This window comes from Bacillus sp. AK25, from assembly GCF_048270685.1.
GTDB classification, from domain to species: Bacteria; Bacillota; Bacilli; order Bacillales; family Bacillaceae; genus Bacillus; species Bacillus altitudinis.
Window position 1 is genome coordinate 566,375 of sequence record NZ_JBLUWC010000001.1, and the last position, 15,761, is coordinate 582,135.

Genomic DNA, 15,761 nt, shown 5'->3' on the forward strand with positions numbered 1-15,761 from the left:
TCGTGAATGGAGGAATGATGTTGTATCTTTTAGATCAACAAAGGACAGGAGCGGTAAAAGAGGAAATTCGGCGGATTGATCCTGCCTATCCAGTGTTCGTAGATGCGATACTCGATGGCGTGATACAAGGAGATTTATATGTGGATCACCGAGATCACCGGTGTGTCTATTTTGTAGGGACGACAACCGGCATTTATTATGTCGCAGGCAAGACAGAAGCAGCACTCTCATTATGTTCAACCTTCATTGTGGATGTTTATAAAAAGCAGAAAAGAGAGAACAGGCGGTTCACTTTGTTTTCAGCAAATCCAGCATCAGATGAGATGATGAAAAAATGCTTCGGTTCCCAACTGAATGAAATGCAAAGACATGCGTATTCTTATGACTTGACCTCTCCTGATCTGATTGTGCCTGATCAAGACGAAATGATCAAACGCACGAATGAACAAGTCATTGCCGCTAGCAAAGTATTCCCATCCAGCTATTATGAAGCATATTGGGGAGGAGTAGATCACTTTTTATCTAATGGCGTCGGAGTTGCCATCTTAAACGGTGAAGACGTGGTCAGTGAATGTATCTCTATTTTTTCAAGTGAAAAACGTGTGGAAATCGATATTTGGACAGATGAAGCCTGCCGTGGAAAAGGGTTGGCTTTGTTAGCAGCTCAGCAAATGATCAGCATCTGTGTTGAAAAAGGGAAGACACCGCATTGGGATTGCGATGTCCATCATGCAACCTCGGCCAAATTGGCAGAGAAGCTAGGTTTTCAGTGGACAAAGACGTATCGCTTATTTTATGCCTCACGATGAAAAGGTTTTGAGATACCAAGCATCCATGGCAGAATGCTCTGAGCCTTCAATCGGTGCAGGAAGAAGAGAAAAGTCATACCGTTGATAAAGGCCAGTAGCAGCTGTTAATTCACTGCGGGTTTCTAAATAACAAGCATTGTAGTATGTAGCAGCATATTGCAGGGCCGTATCCATCAGTTTCTTGCCCGCACCTTTGCCTTGTGCTTTTGAGCTTAAATAAAGCTTTTGTAGCTCACAAATGCCATCTGTGAAAGGGGCAATGCCAACGCCACCAACAACTTCACCATGTTCTTCGGCAATCCAATAGGCTGCATGAGTCAATGATTGATAGTATTCGAAAAGCTGATCAAGGTGTGGGTCTGTGTAGGCTGTACCTTCAATCGCAAGATTCGCTGATTCTAATGATTGGCGGATAATGGCCGCGATAAAAGGATTGTCCTGCTTTTGAATCGGTCTAATATTCATTGGAAAAACCTCCGTTGACATAAGATAAAAAAGAAAAGGAGTGGATGCGATATGTTCTGGCTGCAAACCGCTATTTTTACTGTCATTGTGCTCTGTCTCTCATGGTGGGCGGGAAAAAGACGTAGGCATCGCCATGCCAGGCTAATTGTCCCGATATGTATCACTATGTTTGGATTACTCTTATTGATCGGCAGTTTCTTCATTGGCAGATGGGAAGGGATGGCGCTCAGCATATCAAGCGTCTCTATCGTTCTCTCTTCTATCATTTGTTTGATCATCGTTACAGGGGTTCATCTGTTTAAAAAAGATGACCCTTCGTAGGCTGGGACATCTTTATAATTTGATTCTATCGTATTCCTCACGAAGGATGCCCATCATGATGACATCCGAATAAGCACCGTTGAAATAGAGCGCTTGACGTCTTTTTCCTTCATATTGAAATCCGGCTTTCTCATAGCTTCGAAAGGCTCGTGGGTTATGGGAAAAAACTTCAAGCTCAAGCCGATTGAGTTCTAACGTCTCAAAGGCAAATGTTTGAACCATCCGAACAGCCTCAGTGCCATATCCTTTGTGAAAATGCTCTGGACCATGTAGCGCAATGCGGAAACTTGCCGTATGGTTTATCGGATCAATATCCACAATCGCCGCATCCCCAATCATTTCTTTCGTGTCTAGCAGACAAATAGCAAAGTCTCGTCTACTGTCATCCTGCAGAAAACGGGTATAGGCTGAACGAATTTCTTCTAGTGTGAACGTTTTGCGTGTGCCAGTCATATAAAGTGTTTCTGCATGCTGGCATCCTCTATGAATACCAGGATAATCTTTTTCTTCAATCGGTCTCAAGAATAATCGAGTCATGATGGATCAGCCTCCTCTATATATCGGGAGATTTCAATTAAGTTCATATCAGGATCACGGATATAAATGGATTCAATCGGACCTAATGCACCAGAACGTCTGACCGGACCTTCTTCAATTGGAACAACCTGCTTTCGAAGATGAAGCAATAAACTGTCTATATCTAAATCGGTGATAAAACACAAGTCAGCAGATCCAGGCTTGGGATGAGCAGCTTTTGGTTCAAATTCATGACCCGCTTCATGAAGGTTGATCTTTTGTAAGCCAAAACGAAGGGCTTTACGGCCTTCTCCAAAAGTTTCTTCCTTCATTCCTAATACGTTTGTATAAAAGCGAATGGTTTCCTCCATATGTTGAACAGTCAACACGATATGATCAAGTCGTCGTATCATCAGTCTCTCCTCCAAGTATGATCATTGTTTGAACTGTTTCTATTATATCATCCCTTGAAGAAGATACCTTATTTGATCACGGTTTTATAACTCCAGCTTTCTAGGGACATGTTTTCTCCGTGCAGTACTCTCTCATCAAACTCCGTCCACCCATTTTTTCGATAGAAATGACGATTGGCCTCGTTGTGTGTAATCAGTGTGAACAGTCCGCCACCTTGCCGGGCGATAAAGGGGAAAAGACATTGCTTTAACATACGGCTTCCAAGTTTTTTTCCTTGTTGGTCTTTTGCAACGACAAGAGCTTCTAAATACCAGTAAGGTTTCTTTAAGGAGGAACACGCTTTTTTTGCCTCCTTTAACATACGGAACACATGCTGAATCGCCGATATGCCGCCAGTAAAGAGTAGCTTTAACCCACCAGATAACACATAATCCATGAGTCCTGGTTCAGGAAGACGGGGATGTTTTAACAGGGCGGCAGACACAATTTTCTCGTTCTCAACCCCGACCAAACAGATTTGATGCTGAAAATATACCTTTGTATTGATCAAATGCAGCTGACGGGCGAAAGCAGAACGCTTGGTCACCCTTTCGCATAATAAATCAAAAAATGAATAGTTCTGAAATGAATCATCTAACAACGCTGCCACTTGAGGCAGTTCATCCTCTCTAGCAAGTCTGAATTGAAGCATATGATGGTCCTCCTTTTTTGAACAGATATAGATTATTGAACATGTGTCCATTATAATAAGAGGAAAATAAACCGAACATCGGCAATGAATGATCTCTTGTTCATAAATAGACAGGTATAGCCAGATTGTTCAAAAATGGAGGGTGTTTGATGAAGGACAGACGAACAATCAAAACCAAAAAGGCGATACGGGAAAGCTTTCTTGAGCTTTTGAAGGAAAAAGATGTTCAGCAAATCACAGTATCAGAGCTATCTAGAAGAGCGGATTTAGGAAGAGGGACCTTTTATTTGCACTACCAAGATGTATTTGATTTGCATGAACAGCTTGAGAAGGAACTATTTAATCAGCTTGGCGGACTATACGATGAATCGTTTCCAAGCCAGGACCCGCTTGATATGCTGTCCTTTTTAAACAAAACAACTGAGTATTTAAAAGAAAAACAATTCATGATGACGTTATTTGTCAAACCGAATAGCCCAACGACGAATCAATTTAAAGCGTTTTTTAAAGAAAAAATCATGAAAGAGTGGCAACTTGATCAGCGTCAGATTACGGAACGTGAACAGATTGAGGCTTCATTTGTTGTGTCTGGTGTTGTTGGTGTACTGGAGGAATGGATTCATGAAGGGATGACAGTCGAAGCGGGGCAGCTTGCGCACATCTTGTACAAGCTTCTTATGAAGGTAGAACAGGAATCGTAAGAAACGAATTGATCATATATCATTTTTCTATTCTTTCTGTTAAAATGGGAATGTACGTTCTTATTTGAGGCGGGGAGTGGTGAGATTGAAAAGGAAATTACTATTTTATGGGGCAATGAGCATTGATGGATATTTAGCAAGGGATGATCACCGTTTAGATTGGCTCATAGGCACAGAGGGCGAAGAGGATACGAGATATGAGGAATTTTATGCATCAGTCGATACGCTGATCATGGGACGGAACACATATGAGCAGGTTCTCAAACTTTCACCTGATGGGTTTCCTTATGAAGACAAGACATGTTATATCGTTTCTCGCACTTTACAAGACAGTCATACAGGAACCCACATCGTTCGTGAAGATGTTCTCTCGTTTATCAAAAATTTAAAAAATGAAAAAGGCCAGCATATATGGATAGTAGGAGGCGGGGAACTGCTTCAAGCATTATTAAAAGAAAAATTAGTCGATGAGCTGTATCTCCAAATTGCACCTGTCATGATTGGAAAAGGAATCCCTCTTTTCCCTCCAACTGATCAGGAATCTAGATTTTCATTACAACAAGTGAATCAATACAAGCAAATTGCTGAAATGCACTTTGTGTTAAAAGAAGATCACTGAATCACAGGGGTCTTTTTTTTAATCAAACAAACACATTGACAAGAAAATATCCTAGTGTTAGGATAAATTTATCCTAGTTTTAGGATTTATTGAAAAAGGAGTAGTTGCCATGGTGCAGCAAGAACAGGAATTAGACTTAAGGCTTTTCCGAGTGTGGATGAAAGCCTATCATGCCCTTTTTGCAAATATCCAAAAAGACATTGAACGTTATGATATCGGATTTGAAAACTTTCAAATTCTTGAATTACTGTATAGTAAGGGACCGCATCCCGTTCAAAAAATTAGTGAGATTTTATCCATTCCAAGTGGGAGCATCACCTATGTGGTCAACAAATTAGAAAAACAAGAATTAGTCAAAAGACAATGTGCACCTTCTGATAAACGTGTATTCCATGTATTACTGACAGATAAAGGGAAGCAGTTATTTGACGATATTTTTCCAAAACATACAGATGTCATTTCACAAAATCTCTCCTTTATCGAAACAGAGGAAAAAGAGCAGCTCATTGAATGGTTGAAAAAAATCGGTTTAGGTGCAAAACAACTTCACGAAAAGGGGAAACAAGATGACACACAGCTTTGATACATTGGTACGTGAAAGACGATCAGCATCAAATTTTTTGCCAAATATCTCGATTTCGAGAGAAGAGCTTAATAGTATCTTTGAAGAAGTGAAGCTGGCACCTTCAGCCTTTAATTTACAGCATACGCAATATGTCGTCGTCCAATCAGAAGCGCTTAAAGAGCAAGTAAGAGATGCTGCATTTGGACAATATAAGGTGCATTCCGCTTCAGCAGCGATCATTGTGCTCGGCGATCCGAAAGCTTATGAGCAAGCAGGAAACATTTATGAAGGCCTCAAAATGCTCGGCATCTTAAATGCGCAACAATATGAGGAAATGGTCAGAGAGACGATGAGTTTTTATGAGCAGAGAGGATCAGACTTTCAGAAAGAAGAGGCGATTCGCAATGCTTCATTATCTGCCATGCTATTTATGCTTGCCGCCAAAAACAAGGGATGGGATACTTGCCCGATGATCGGCTTTGACCCCGAAGCAATGAAAAAGGTGTTAAACATCGAATCAGATTTGGTTCCTGTATTAATGATTACACTCGGAAAAGAAAAAGTAGAAAGCAGACAAGCGAGAGGCTACCGCAAGCCGGTCTCTGAATTTGTGACATATTTATAAGATAGGGGGTTCCATTCATGGAACTAGGAATTAGTACATTTGTAGAAACAACACCTGATTTTCAAACAGGAAAAACAGTCAGCCACGCACAGCGTATTCGTGAAGTAGTAGAAGAAATTATTTTAGCAGATCAAGTAGGTCTGGACGTTTTTGGTGTAGGAGAGCATCATCGTGAAGATTTTGCCGCATCAAATCCAGCAGTTGTATTAGCAGCTGCGGCAACGCAAACAAAGAATATTCGTCTGACAAGTGCCGTAACTGTTCTTTCATCGGCAGATCCTGTTCGTGTGTTTCAAGATTTTGCGACATTAGATGGCCTTTCTAACGGGCGTGCAGAGATCATGGCTGGCCGTGGATCATTTATTGAATCGTTCCCGCTTTTTGGCTATGACTTAGATGATTATGAAGAATTATTTGAAGAAAAACTAGATTTACTGTTGAAATTACAGCAGTCAGAGCGTGTGACGTGGAGCGGTAAGCACCGTCCTTCCATTCAGGATGTCGGCGTATATCCAAGACCTGTTCAAGATCCGCTTCCCATCTGGATTGGAAGTGGAGGAAACAGAGAATCTGTCGTACGTGCTGGATTATTAGGATTACCACTTGTCCTTGCCATTATTGGCGGCAGCCCTAGACAGTTCGCACCGCTAGTGCAGCTCTACAAGCAAGCTGCGATTCACGCTGGACATGATCCTGAGAAATTAACGGTGGCATCCCATTCACATGGATTTGTTGCTGAGGAAACAGAATTAGCAGCAGATCAATTCTTCCCTTCTACACAGCATGTCATGAATACATTAGCAAGAGAACGAGGCTGGGGACCTTATACCCGTTCTACATTCGATGCAGCAAGAACATTAGAAGGTGCATTGTATGTAGGAGATCCAGATGCGGTAGCAGAGAAAGTGATTCATCTGCGAAAAAATGTAGGCATTACGCGTTTCATGCTGCACGTACCGGTCGGCTCGATGCCGCATGATCAAGTGCTGAAAGCTATTGAGTTATTTGGAAAAGAAGTGGCTCCTAAAGTAAGAGAAGAGGTTGCCCGCTGGGAAGCCGAACAAGCATAACAAAAAAGTCGATCAAGTGAATAGTCTTGATCGACTTTTTCTTATGCTTAAGGATCAATAACACATGGTTTCACTGTAGGGCATGAAGCAGCAGAAGCAAATGGTGTGGCCGTCAAGGTGAAGAGGAAAACAAGTTGAAAACAGATAAGCCATTTTTTCATGAAATCACCTCCGTTATCAATTGTTTCACTAGAAACGAGATGAGGATAAAAGCATAGAAGTATGTAACACCCTCTATCCAGCATAAGACAATCATATCATAATTTTCAAAAAAATGAAAAAATAACTTACGAAAGTTCTAAATTATGGTATGGTTAATATGTTCAACAAAAAAAGGGAGGGATTCTTGTATGAAAAAGGTCATAACTTCTGTTTTGGTTGGAGCAATTGTTTTAACGGGTGCGGGTGTCACCGCTGTCCCGGTAGAAGCGAAGGGGAAAGTAAACAGTGAAGTAACGGTACAAGCAAGTCGAACCGTCTCGGAAACGAGAACATATACGACGTCAAACATCCCATCAAGTATTACATATGCAAAGGATGGATGGGTCGGTATTCTCTATCAATCGTCAATTGAAGAGTTAGGTTTAGGAAAATATAGAGTTACCTTTACTGGAACGGTTGTACGTGATCCAGGATTTAATTAAATAAAATGTAAAGCTGACAGGTGGACAAGCCTGTCAGCTTTTTTTAATGGGGATAATAAAGAATCATTTGCATCCGTACCATCTGTTCTCCTGATTGTTTATACTCATGGGCACGGTCAGCTTTAAACCGAATCGAGTCGCCAGCTTGTAATGTGTATTGCTCATCACCGATCGATAAATCAAGTGCTCCCTCAAATACTGTAATCAATTCCTCTGTACCGCCGATATGTTCTTCAGCACTTAACGACCCATGAGGATCAATTTCTACCTGATAGACTTCAAATTTTCTCAGGTCATCAAATGGGAACGTCGTATATACCCGATACCTTCCCTCGTCCTCTGTTAAAACTTGTCCTTCTTCTTTTCGCACAAACTTAATCTCAGGCTGCGGTGCGTATATGAGTTCACTAAAAGACACCTTCAACCCATTGGCAATTTTCCACAGAGTGGTGATGGTCGGTGTGGATTCTCCTCTTTCGATTTGCCCAATCATCGTTTTACTCACACTTGTTACCTCAGCCATCTTTTCTAGGCTTAATTTCTTTTGCTCTCTTAGCAGTTTGACATTTCTAGCAATAATTGATTGTACGTCCTCCATCAAAAAACTCCTTTCTTTTATTTACTTTATAACGACCGAAGAGTACAATAAAACGTAATATACGCAATAAAGACTTTTGGGTCTAAATAACGTATGAAAAGGAGGGAACGATTTGATTGTTTCCATGTTGATTTATGCTTTTGTTACCAGCTTCACCCCTGGGCCGAATAATATCATGGCGATGGTCTTTACGAATAAATATGGGGTCAAGCAAACATTTCGATTTTGTTTAGGGGTTGGGATCGGATTTTTGGTCATTTTATGTTTGAGCGGTTTCTTCAATATGATTCTTTATCAAGTCATGCCGAAAATCGGTTGGGTCATGGCCTTCATCGGAGCCGGTTACATGATCTATTTGGCTGTCAAAATCATGAGAAGTAAAGGCGGAGATGACGAAACACTAGACCGCTATAATCATTTTATTCCGGGGATGCTGCTGCAATTTATTAATCCGAAAGCCATCTTGTATGGGTTAACCGTCATTTCCACTTTTGTTCTGCCGTATGGACAGTCCAATATGCAATACATGTTGTTGACGTTGATTCTCGCCATCATTGGTTTTTTAGGCACATTTAGCTGGAGTTTATTTGGCTCTGTATTCAAGCGTTTTTTGACTCTTTATCAGCGGCCGTTCCAGTTCGTCATGGGGCTGCTGCTTATGTATAGTGCGATTTCGATGATCTGGAGTTATGTCATGTAAGCGGTCAGGAGACTGGCCGCTGCCTGCCCATCACAACCGTATCATAATACATGCCGTCCGCCAGCCGTTTATCTTTTTTTAACAAACCTTCAATCTCGAAGCCATAGTGTTCATATAAACGAATGGCTTTTTGATTGGTTTCCATTACTTGAAGTGACATCTTTTGAATGCCTTGCTGATCTGCCCAGTCGATCGATGCAGCTAAAAGTTCTTTCCCGATGTGATAGCCCCAAGCGGCCTTCTGTACGGCGACGCCAAACATTACTTTGTGAGCAGAGCGCTTAAGAGAATGCCCTTCGCATCTTGAAAAACCGACAATGTCTCCTTCAATATCTGCAACTAAAAAGAGATGACGGCATTCCTTGGAATCCTCTTGAATCAACGCCTCGAACCCTTTCTCATCAATAAAAGCTTCACCCGGTTCACGATCTAAATATTCGGTTTCACCATCGATTTTCAGTCTGAGAGCTGATAACTGTTTGGCATCTGCTGATGCAGCAGAGCGAATACGATAGGTCACACCACGTACAGTGAACATACTTTCAGAAATGATCATTGAACAGACCACCAACCTTTCATTCCATTATGTCTATCATACCTGAAACGCGCACACAGCACACTCAGATGTTTTGTCATGTGCAAAAAGGCTAAATAAACAGTATCAAACGTGGAGGTGGAACAAATGAGTGAACAAAATGGACATATGGATAAAGCGAAAGGAAAAACAAATCAAGTCAAAGGTCAAGTGAAAGAAAAACTTGGCAAAGCGACAGATCATGAAAACCTGAAAGCAGAAGGAAAGAAAGATCAAGTAAAAGGAAAGCTTCAAGATAAAAAAGGTGACGTGAAAAATAAGCTGAATCAGTAGTTTGCGTATACTTGCACTCGCCCCATGTATCCATCATCACATTCCTTTCATCAATAAAATCAATAGGTGTGTGAAAAGAATTGATTATAAATTCTCGCTTCCGTCATGTAGACTTTAAATAGAAGACATGAACAAGGGAGATGGATGACTTGGAGCAAGTATGGGGGAAAGTTGACGAGTATATCAAAGACAAATTGATGGCCAAAGATGACGTGTTGGAGCAAACTCTTATCAAGAATAAGCAAGCCGGGTTACCAGAAATAGATGTGTCGCCGGCCCAAGGAAAACTACTTTATTTGTTAGCAAAAACCAAGGGTGCAAAGCGCATTTTAGAAATCGGTACACTTGGCGGTTATAGTACCATTTGGCTTGCCCGTGCACTTGAAGAAGATGGAGAACTTTTGACATTAGAGGCTGTCAGTCATCATGCAGAAACAGCACAGCAAAACATAGACAGAGCAGGCTTAGCAGAACGTGTCACCATTTTACAAGGAAAAGCGTTAGATACTTTATCTCAGTTAAAAGAGCAGGATACGCTCCCGTTCGATTTGATTTTCATTGATGCAGACAAACCAAACAACCCGCAATATTTGAAGTGGGCGTTACATTTCTCAAAAAAGGGAACAGTCATTATTGCAGACAATGTGGTCAGAAATGGAGCAGTTCTTCATGCCTCTGATCAAGATGAGCGAGTGAAGGGAACGCGTGAATTCTTCGATTTACTCAAACAAGAGTCGAGAATTGAGGCAACCGCTATTCAAACTGTTGGCGAAAAAGGCTATGACGGCTTTATATACGGTATCGTAAAATGAAAAAAGCTTAACCGCATCCGGTTAAGCTTTTTCTATTAGAAAAACCATCTAGCTGTGCCCATCAGCATGACGCCTACTAGAACGGTGAGGGACAAGCTTTTTGTCCAAACAGCGATTAACACAGTTGGAACCAAGACAGCAAGGTACATCCAGTGAATGGTGACGCCTGCTGTAGTATGTATGAAAAGATGCTCTGCAATCAAAGCCGTAAATATACAAATGGGGATAAACGATAACCATTTGAGCACCACTTCTGGCATCTGGATACTCCTCACAAATAAAAATGGAACGACTCTTGGGATGATGGTCACAATCATACAGCCAAGAATGAGCCATAACATAAAACTACTAATCATTTATCTGTCACCACCCCAATAGTGGCAACAAGCACAGTTGCCAACAAAACAGCCACGTGTGAAGGAACAAAATGAAGCAGCACAAACATCGCAACAAACATATATAAAACAAGTGACAAGCGATGGGTTAGCTTATTTTTGGGCACCGTCTGTAAAGAAAGAATGAGCAGCGCAGCAAACATCGCGGATAAGGCAAAATCAAGACCAAGCGCCTCTGGATTTGAAATCCAGTGTCCGAATATTCCGCCAAGTGTACACGCAGCAATCCAGCATAAATAAGCTGTAATATTCAGTCCATGCATCCATCTGTTATTCAATTTTCCTTGCTGTGCTAATTTATTCATCGCTACGCCAAAGGATTCATCAGTAAGCAGAAGGCCAAACCCGATGTTCTGCTTTACAGAGTAGCGTGTAAAATGAGGGGCAAGCGTAAGACTGAGTAACAAATGCCGTAAATTGACAATGAACGTGGTGAAAATAATAGCGGAAAGGGGGCTTCCTGTCACAAGTAATGCACAGATGATAAACTGTGAAGCGCCAGCATATATAAAGATAGATAACAGCGCGATTTCCCATATACTTAACTGCGAACTAATGCCAACAATTCCAAAGGCAAACCCAATGCTCATATAACCAAGCAAGGTTGGCACACAATCTTTTATTCCCTCAAGAAACGATTCGTTTCCGGCAGTGGGAATGTGTTTCCTAGCTTCAACATCCAAATACCTCTACTCCTTTTCTGTGTAAACATCAATTGTTTTACTTACTATAAGAAAACGAATACATCATGTCAATCCTATTGAACTTCTATTATATGAAGAAACGTGGCGATAAAAAAGGATTGAAGTGAACCAGATTTTGTTATAAAGTAATCAGAAAATAAAAACAATTGGGGTGACTGATATGCAATGGAAGCCTTTATTTGAACATGATGTACCAAATCACCTCCGTCCATAACGGAGAGTGATCTCCGTTTGTGGATATCGCAGTGAATATATCCGTAACGGAGGGGAAAAAATGAATGAAAAATATATAGGAGCCCTTTACTTAGCGTTAGCTGCTAGTATTTGGGGCGGTATGTATGTAGTGGTCAAAGTAACAGTTGCGGTGGTCCCGCCACTTGAGCTCGTCTGGATGAGATATGCAATAGCTGGAGTCGTTCTTGTGTTCACGATTTGGCGTTTGGGTTACTCTTTTCGGTTAGACAAAAAGGATATCCAGCTGATTGTGGCGATTGGATTGATTGGCAACTTTCTCTCGATCGTGACCCAAGAAATTGGCACAATGTATACGTCTGCACAAATGGGTGCCGTCATCACATCTGCCACACCTGCTTTTATGGTGCTTTTCGCTTTCTTTCTATTAAAAGAATCTTTCACAATGAGAAAGTGTGTCTCCATTCTGCTTGCTACAGTAGGTGTGCTGACGATGATTGGGCCTGTCGCTGTTCAAACGGATGAGTTTGTTGGCGGTCTTTCACTGGTTATTGCTGCATTAACATGGGCGCTCATGTCTGTTCTTTTGAAACGAGTTCCAGGAAAGTATCCTCAAGTAGTGACGACAACATATGCGATCATTGTGGCCTTTATCGTATTAACACCACCTGTCTTGTTTCGTTTGTCTCATCTTGATGTGCATCAAATGGCAAGACCGGAAATATGGGGCGGCATTCTGTATCTAGGTATCATCTCAACGGCCCTTGCTTTCTTTTTGTGGAATAGAGGGCTTCAACTGATGGACGCTTCAAGCGGTGGTCTGTTTTTCTTCTTTCAACCAATCGTTGGCACGGTCCTTGGATGGATGCTTCTAGGTGAAGAGATGGGCTTACGTTCGTTTGTTGGGATTTTGTGTATTTTCGCAGGTATATATACTGTCCTGCGTCAGAGAGAGTAAGATGAGATTCCCCTTGAAGAAGGGGAATTTTCTTTACAATGAATAGATGAGAGATTCATAGAAGGTGGAGGTGAGCAGGATGATCCAGTATCCATTTTTGCAAAAAGGACAAACGATTGGGGTGACAGCACCTTCCTCAGGTGTGCAGCCCTCTTTGCATGAGATGTTTCAACTGTCTTGCGATCGGATGAAAAAAAGAGGCTATGAAGTCATATGTGGAGAGACAGTATGGCAGCAGGAAAAAGCGAAATCAGCCCCTGCAATCAAGCGAGCAAATGAGTTACAGCGGATGATGACTTGTCATGAGATTGACCACATCATCCCGCCATGGGGCGGACAGCTACTTATTGAAGTGTTAGAGCATCTTGATTTCTCAGTGATGCAAAAAAAGTGGATTCTTGGTTACTCAGATACAAGTCTCCTTCTATTAGCTTTGACATTAAACACAGGCATTGCGACAGCGCATGGACCGAACCTGGTGGATCTTCAGGGGGAAGAGCTTGATCAGGTGACGGCTATGTGGGAACAAATACTTTCCACTCCAGAGAAAAAGGACGTTACTCAATTTTCTTCTGATATGTATCAAAAGGAATGGCAGTATGACCATCCAAGCATTCATGTCTTTCATTTAACCGAACCAACCGCATGGCGTACTGTTGATCACTTAGAGACGGCGATGAAGGGAAGACTGATGGGTGGCTGTATTGATGTGATTCGGCACTTAGCTGGCACGCCTTTTGGAGATGTCAAAGCTTTTCAAGAAACATACCTGAAAGGTGAACCCATTCTATGGTATTTTGAAAACTGTGAATTAAATGCTGCGAGCATGAAGAGGTCTCTTGTTCAATTAAAACTAGCAGGCTGGTTTGATCATTGCTCTGGCATCATGTTTGGCAGGAGTGCAGTGGACACTCCTGTGGAAGGATATGAATATACGGATCTATATGAAGAATTGCATAAGGAATTACAAATACCGATTGTTTACGATATTGATTGTGGACACGTACCGCCGCAAATGACCCTCATTAACGGAGCATACGCGGAGGTGCAGTTGCAACAAGAAGGTAAAGCCGTGCTGAAGCAGACATTTTTGCCATAAAAAAAGGAAAGGGCGACCCCTTTCCTTCATAAAAAACATTACATTCCTTTTGTTTCTTCACCTGCTTTTGGAACTTCCCATGCAGACTCTCGGAATACTTTTTCCCATTTAGAAACGACAATACAGGCAACCGCATGTCCAGGAACATTCACGCCTGTTCGAGCCATATCCATAATCCGGTCAACCCCGGCGATAATAGCGACACCTTCTGCTGGCAGACCTACTGCATGAGCTGTTGCCAAAAGAACGACAAGTGAGCCAGACGGGACAGCTGCAATGCCTTTACTTGTTAAAACAAGGACAAGCATCATGAGGAGCTGCTGTGATAAACTCATATCGACGCCAAACGCTTGTGCAAGAAACACACAGGAAACCGATAAATATAAACTTGAACCATCGCAATTAAGAGAAAGACCTGACGGGATGACGAAGGAAACGATTCTTTTTGGACAGCCGTATTTCTCCATCCGTGACATGAGCTGTGGAAGAACAGTTTCTGTACTTGTAGTAGAAAAGGCCACTAAAAACAAATCCCAAATCATTTTCAACACTTCTAAGTAGTTAAAACGGAAGATCAGTGCGACAAGAGGGAACAAAACAAATAGAATAATAAACAATCCTAAGAAAACAGTGCCAACAAGTTTCATCATAGGAATGAGTAAAACAATGCCGTATTGTCCGACAGAAGCTGCCATTAATGCTAAAACTCCAATAGGAGCTGTCACCATGACCATTTGTGTGAGCTTAAACATAATTTGTGCTACTGATTCAAAGAAGGTAAGGACAGGAGCGGAAGCTTTCCCAATACCGCTTGCGGCTACACCGAATAAAATAGCGAAGAAAATTACTGCTAGTAAATCATTCTGAGCCATGACATCGATGATATTGGTTGGAATGATGTCTAAAACCATCTGTTTAAAATCGACGACCTTTTGAGTATAACCATCGAGTTCCCCAATATCTTTCTTAGCTAATTGAGAGAAATCGAGTCCAACGCCTGGCTTTAACACGTTGGCCAATAAAAGCCCGATTCCAAGAACGATGGTCGTAATGACTTCAAACCAAATGATTGTCTTTAATCCTAGACTGCCCATTTTCTTCATTCCACCGCTGCCAGCTGCGCCGATGACAATCGTAGAGAAAACAATAGGGACTACAATCATTTTAATCAATCGGATAAAGCCATCCCCAATGGGCCGCAGTGCCATTCCGAAATCAGGGAAGAAGTGGCCGATAAGAGCTCCTATCACCAAAGCGATCATGATTTGAAAAGCGACAAACTTTTTCATCATCTCCTACCTCCTTTAAATGCATGGAAAATATTAAGAATTTTCCAATAAATAAAAATTCTAGGTGACCATGTTTTGTCCTCCTTTGGATTTAGAAAGATTTTATTTAAGAATCATTAGAATTATGAAGGAAGAAACAAAAATAGGGCGATTGAAACTCTATTTATCTAACAAAAGAACACTTCTTAAAAAACATTAAACTTTTTTAGAAAAATGTATTGACCCTTTTGTATGATCCATGGTATATTTTTATTCGTCGCTGATGACGCATCTGAAACACTGATGCTCAGACAGATACGACAAACAAACTTCAAAAAGATGTTGACTTAATAAAAACGATATGTTAAGATAATTAAGTCGCCTGATTAAGCGCCCGTAGCTCAATTGGATAGAGCGTTTGACTACGGATCAAAAGGTTAGGGGTTCGACTCCTCTCGGGCGCGCCAATAACATTTAACCACGCGGGTGTAGTTTAGTGGTAAAACCTCAGCCTTCCAAGCTGATGTCGTGAGTTCGATTCTCATCACCCGCTCCATTTTAAAAGATGATCTTTGAAAACTAAACAAGACAAAACGTACCTGTTAATTCGAGTTTTTATAAAAAAATCCTATGATACATCATAGGTAGTCAGTCAAACGCTGACGAGGCAGGAAATGATCACATGCTAAGTTCGCTACATCGTGTAGCAACGCATGTGTGATATGCT

General features: G+C 41.4%; 22 protein-coding genes and 2 tRNA genes. 15 read left to right on the forward strand and 9 right to left on the reverse strand.

Annotated elements, in window-relative coordinates:
* The first annotated feature begins 20 nt into the window (after positions 1-20).
* A complete protein-coding gene (locus ACNO7B_RS02805) occupies positions 21-809 on the forward strand; it encodes a GNAT family N-acetyltransferase (RefSeq protein WP_417901138.1) in 789 nt (262 codons plus the stop codon).
* Here ACNO7B_RS02805 and ACNO7B_RS02810 read toward each other — a convergent pair.
* Entirely contained in the window at positions 801-1,274 is a 474-nt protein-coding gene (locus tag ACNO7B_RS02810) for a GNAT family N-acetyltransferase (protein ID WP_417901139.1), read from the reverse strand. The genes ACNO7B_RS02805 and ACNO7B_RS02810 overlap by 9 nt on opposite strands.
* 51 nt (positions 1,275-1,325) lie before the next feature.
* On the opposite strand from ACNO7B_RS02810, the gene ACNO7B_RS02815 reads away from it, so the two are divergent.
* Positions 1,326-1,595: a YesK-like family protein gene (locus ACNO7B_RS02815; protein WP_039956342.1), complete on the forward strand. Its 270-nt coding sequence runs from the start codon at positions 1,326-1,328 to the stop codon at positions 1,593-1,595.
* Positions 1,596-1,607: 12 nt separating this feature from the next.
* On the opposite strand, the gene ACNO7B_RS02820 is transcribed toward ACNO7B_RS02815, so the two are convergent.
* The 3 genes from ACNO7B_RS02820 to ACNO7B_RS02830 all read right to left on the reverse strand — a co-directional run bounded on the left by ACNO7B_RS02820 (position 1,608) and on the right by ACNO7B_RS02830 (position 3,216).
* Complete coding sequence (locus ACNO7B_RS02820; RefSeq protein WP_342495256.1) at positions 1,608-2,132, reverse strand: GNAT family protein; 525 nt, start codon at positions 2,130-2,132, stop codon at positions 1,608-1,610.
* Positions 2,129-2,524 (reverse strand): VOC family protein, encoded by a 396-nt coding sequence (locus ACNO7B_RS02825; RefSeq protein ID WP_017358436.1) that lies wholly within the window; start codon positions 2,522-2,524, stop codon positions 2,129-2,131. The genes ACNO7B_RS02820 and ACNO7B_RS02825 overlap by 4 nt, the downstream gene beginning before the upstream one ends.
* A gap of 68 nt (positions 2,525-2,592) precedes the next feature.
* On the reverse strand, positions 2,593-3,216 hold the full coding sequence (locus ACNO7B_RS02830; RefSeq protein ID WP_417901140.1) for a GNAT family N-acetyltransferase: 624 nt from the start codon (positions 3,214-3,216) through the stop codon (positions 2,593-2,595).
* Between the two features lie 149 nt (positions 3,217-3,365).
* On the opposite strand from ACNO7B_RS02830, the gene ACNO7B_RS02835 reads away from it, so the two are divergent.
* From ACNO7B_RS02835 to ACNO7B_RS02860, 6 genes are all read left to right on the forward strand, one after another.
* Entirely contained in the window at positions 3,366-3,917 is a 552-nt protein-coding gene (locus tag ACNO7B_RS02835; protein WP_035704289.1) for a TetR/AcrR family transcriptional regulator, read from the forward strand.
* A gap of 115 nt (positions 3,918-4,032) precedes the next feature.
* Entirely contained in the window at positions 4,033-4,536 is a 504-nt protein-coding gene (locus ACNO7B_RS02840; protein WP_417901847.1) for a dihydrofolate reductase family protein, read from the forward strand.
* Between the two features lie 109 nt (positions 4,537-4,645).
* The gene (locus ACNO7B_RS02845; protein ID WP_017358433.1) at positions 4,646-5,119 is read left to right on the forward strand and encodes a MarR family winged helix-turn-helix transcriptional regulator; all 474 of its coding nucleotides are present in this window, start codon (positions 4,646-4,648) and stop codon (positions 5,117-5,119) included.
* A complete protein-coding gene (locus tag ACNO7B_RS02850; RefSeq protein ID WP_017358432.1) occupies positions 5,103-5,726 on the forward strand; it encodes a nitroreductase family protein in 624 nt (207 codons plus the stop codon). The genes ACNO7B_RS02845 and ACNO7B_RS02850 overlap by 17 nt, the downstream gene beginning before the upstream one ends.
* A gap of 17 nt (positions 5,727-5,743) precedes the next feature.
* Positions 5,744-6,796 carry an LLM class flavin-dependent oxidoreductase gene (locus ACNO7B_RS02855; RefSeq protein WP_024719164.1) on the forward strand — a complete coding sequence of 351 codons (1,053 nt, stop codon included), beginning with the start codon at positions 5,744-5,746 and terminating at the stop codon, positions 6,794-6,796.
* Positions 6,797-7,146: 350 nt separating this feature from the next.
* Entirely contained in the window at positions 7,147-7,440 is a 294-nt protein-coding gene (locus ACNO7B_RS02860) for a hypothetical protein (RefSeq protein WP_008346693.1), read from the forward strand.
* A 43-nt stretch (positions 7,441-7,483) separates the two neighbouring features.
* Here ACNO7B_RS02860 and ACNO7B_RS02865 read toward each other — a convergent pair whose 3' ends face one another.
* Positions 7,484-8,038 carry a helix-turn-helix domain-containing protein gene (locus ACNO7B_RS02865; RefSeq protein ID WP_025206820.1) on the reverse strand — a complete coding sequence of 185 codons (555 nt, stop codon included), beginning with the start codon at positions 8,036-8,038 and terminating at the stop codon, positions 7,484-7,486.
* Positions 8,039-8,150: 112 nt separating this feature from the next.
* Here ACNO7B_RS02865 and ACNO7B_RS02870 point away from each other — a divergent pair, with 112 nt between their 5' ends.
* Positions 8,151-8,738, forward strand: coding sequence for a LysE family transporter (locus tag ACNO7B_RS02870; protein WP_007496397.1), 588 nt, complete (start codon positions 8,151-8,153; stop codon positions 8,736-8,738).
* A 4-nt stretch (positions 8,739-8,742) separates the two neighbouring features.
* Here ACNO7B_RS02870 and ACNO7B_RS02875 read toward each other — a convergent pair whose 3' ends face one another.
* Entirely contained in the window at positions 8,743-9,294 is a 552-nt protein-coding gene (locus ACNO7B_RS02875; RefSeq protein WP_019743587.1) for a GNAT family N-acetyltransferase, read from the reverse strand.
* 126 nt (positions 9,295-9,420) lie between these two features.
* Here ACNO7B_RS02875 and ACNO7B_RS02880 point away from each other — a divergent pair, with 126 nt between their 5' ends.
* A complete protein-coding gene (locus tag ACNO7B_RS02880) occupies positions 9,421-9,606 on the forward strand; it encodes a CsbD family protein (RefSeq protein WP_056703430.1) in 186 nt (61 codons plus the stop codon).
* A gap of 149 nt (positions 9,607-9,755) precedes the next feature.
* A complete protein-coding gene (locus ACNO7B_RS02885; RefSeq protein ID WP_025206822.1) occupies positions 9,756-10,418 on the forward strand; it encodes an O-methyltransferase in 663 nt (220 codons plus the stop codon).
* A gap of 35 nt (positions 10,419-10,453) precedes the next feature.
* Here the strand turns inward: ACNO7B_RS02885 and ACNO7B_RS02890 are convergent, their stop codons facing one another.
* Together ACNO7B_RS02890 and ACNO7B_RS02895 are read right to left on the reverse strand one after the other, a co-directional pair.
* Positions 10,454-10,774 (reverse strand): AzlD domain-containing protein, encoded by a 321-nt coding sequence (locus ACNO7B_RS02890; RefSeq protein ID WP_008346681.1) that lies wholly within the window; start codon positions 10,772-10,774, stop codon positions 10,454-10,456.
* Positions 10,771-11,496 carry an AzlC family ABC transporter permease gene (locus ACNO7B_RS02895; RefSeq protein WP_046342784.1) on the reverse strand — a complete coding sequence of 242 codons (726 nt, stop codon included), beginning with the start codon at positions 11,494-11,496 and terminating at the stop codon, positions 10,771-10,773. The genes ACNO7B_RS02890 and ACNO7B_RS02895 overlap by 4 nt, the downstream gene beginning before the upstream one ends.
* Positions 11,497-11,791: 295 nt before the next feature.
* On the opposite strand from ACNO7B_RS02895, the gene ACNO7B_RS02900 reads away from it, so the two are divergent.
* Together ACNO7B_RS02900 and ACNO7B_RS02905 are read left to right on the forward strand one after the other, a co-directional pair.
* Positions 11,792-12,667, forward strand: coding sequence for a DMT family transporter (locus tag ACNO7B_RS02900; protein WP_417901141.1), 876 nt, complete (start codon positions 11,792-11,794; stop codon positions 12,665-12,667).
* Between the two features lie 79 nt (positions 12,668-12,746).
* Entirely contained in the window at positions 12,747-13,766 is a 1,020-nt protein-coding gene (locus ACNO7B_RS02905; protein WP_411230739.1) for a S66 family peptidase, read from the forward strand.
* Positions 13,767-13,804: 38 nt separating this feature from the next.
* On the opposite strand, the gene gltP is transcribed toward ACNO7B_RS02905, so the two are convergent.
* Positions 13,805-15,055 carry a glutamate-aspartate/proton symporter GltP gene (gene gltP, locus ACNO7B_RS02910; RefSeq protein ID WP_411230740.1) on the reverse strand — a complete coding sequence of 417 codons (1,251 nt, stop codon included), beginning with the start codon at positions 15,053-15,055 and terminating at the stop codon, positions 13,805-13,807.
* Between the two features lie 369 nt (positions 15,056-15,424).
* On the opposite strand from gltP, the gene ACNO7B_RS02915 reads away from it, so the two are divergent.
* Both ACNO7B_RS02915 and ACNO7B_RS02920 read left to right on the forward strand, forming a co-directional pair.
* Positions 15,425-15,501, forward strand: a tRNA-Arg gene (locus tag ACNO7B_RS02915).
* Between the two features lie 15 nt (positions 15,502-15,516).
* Positions 15,517-15,590, forward strand: a tRNA-Gly gene (locus ACNO7B_RS02920).
* Positions 15,591-15,761 lie beyond the last annotated feature (171 nt).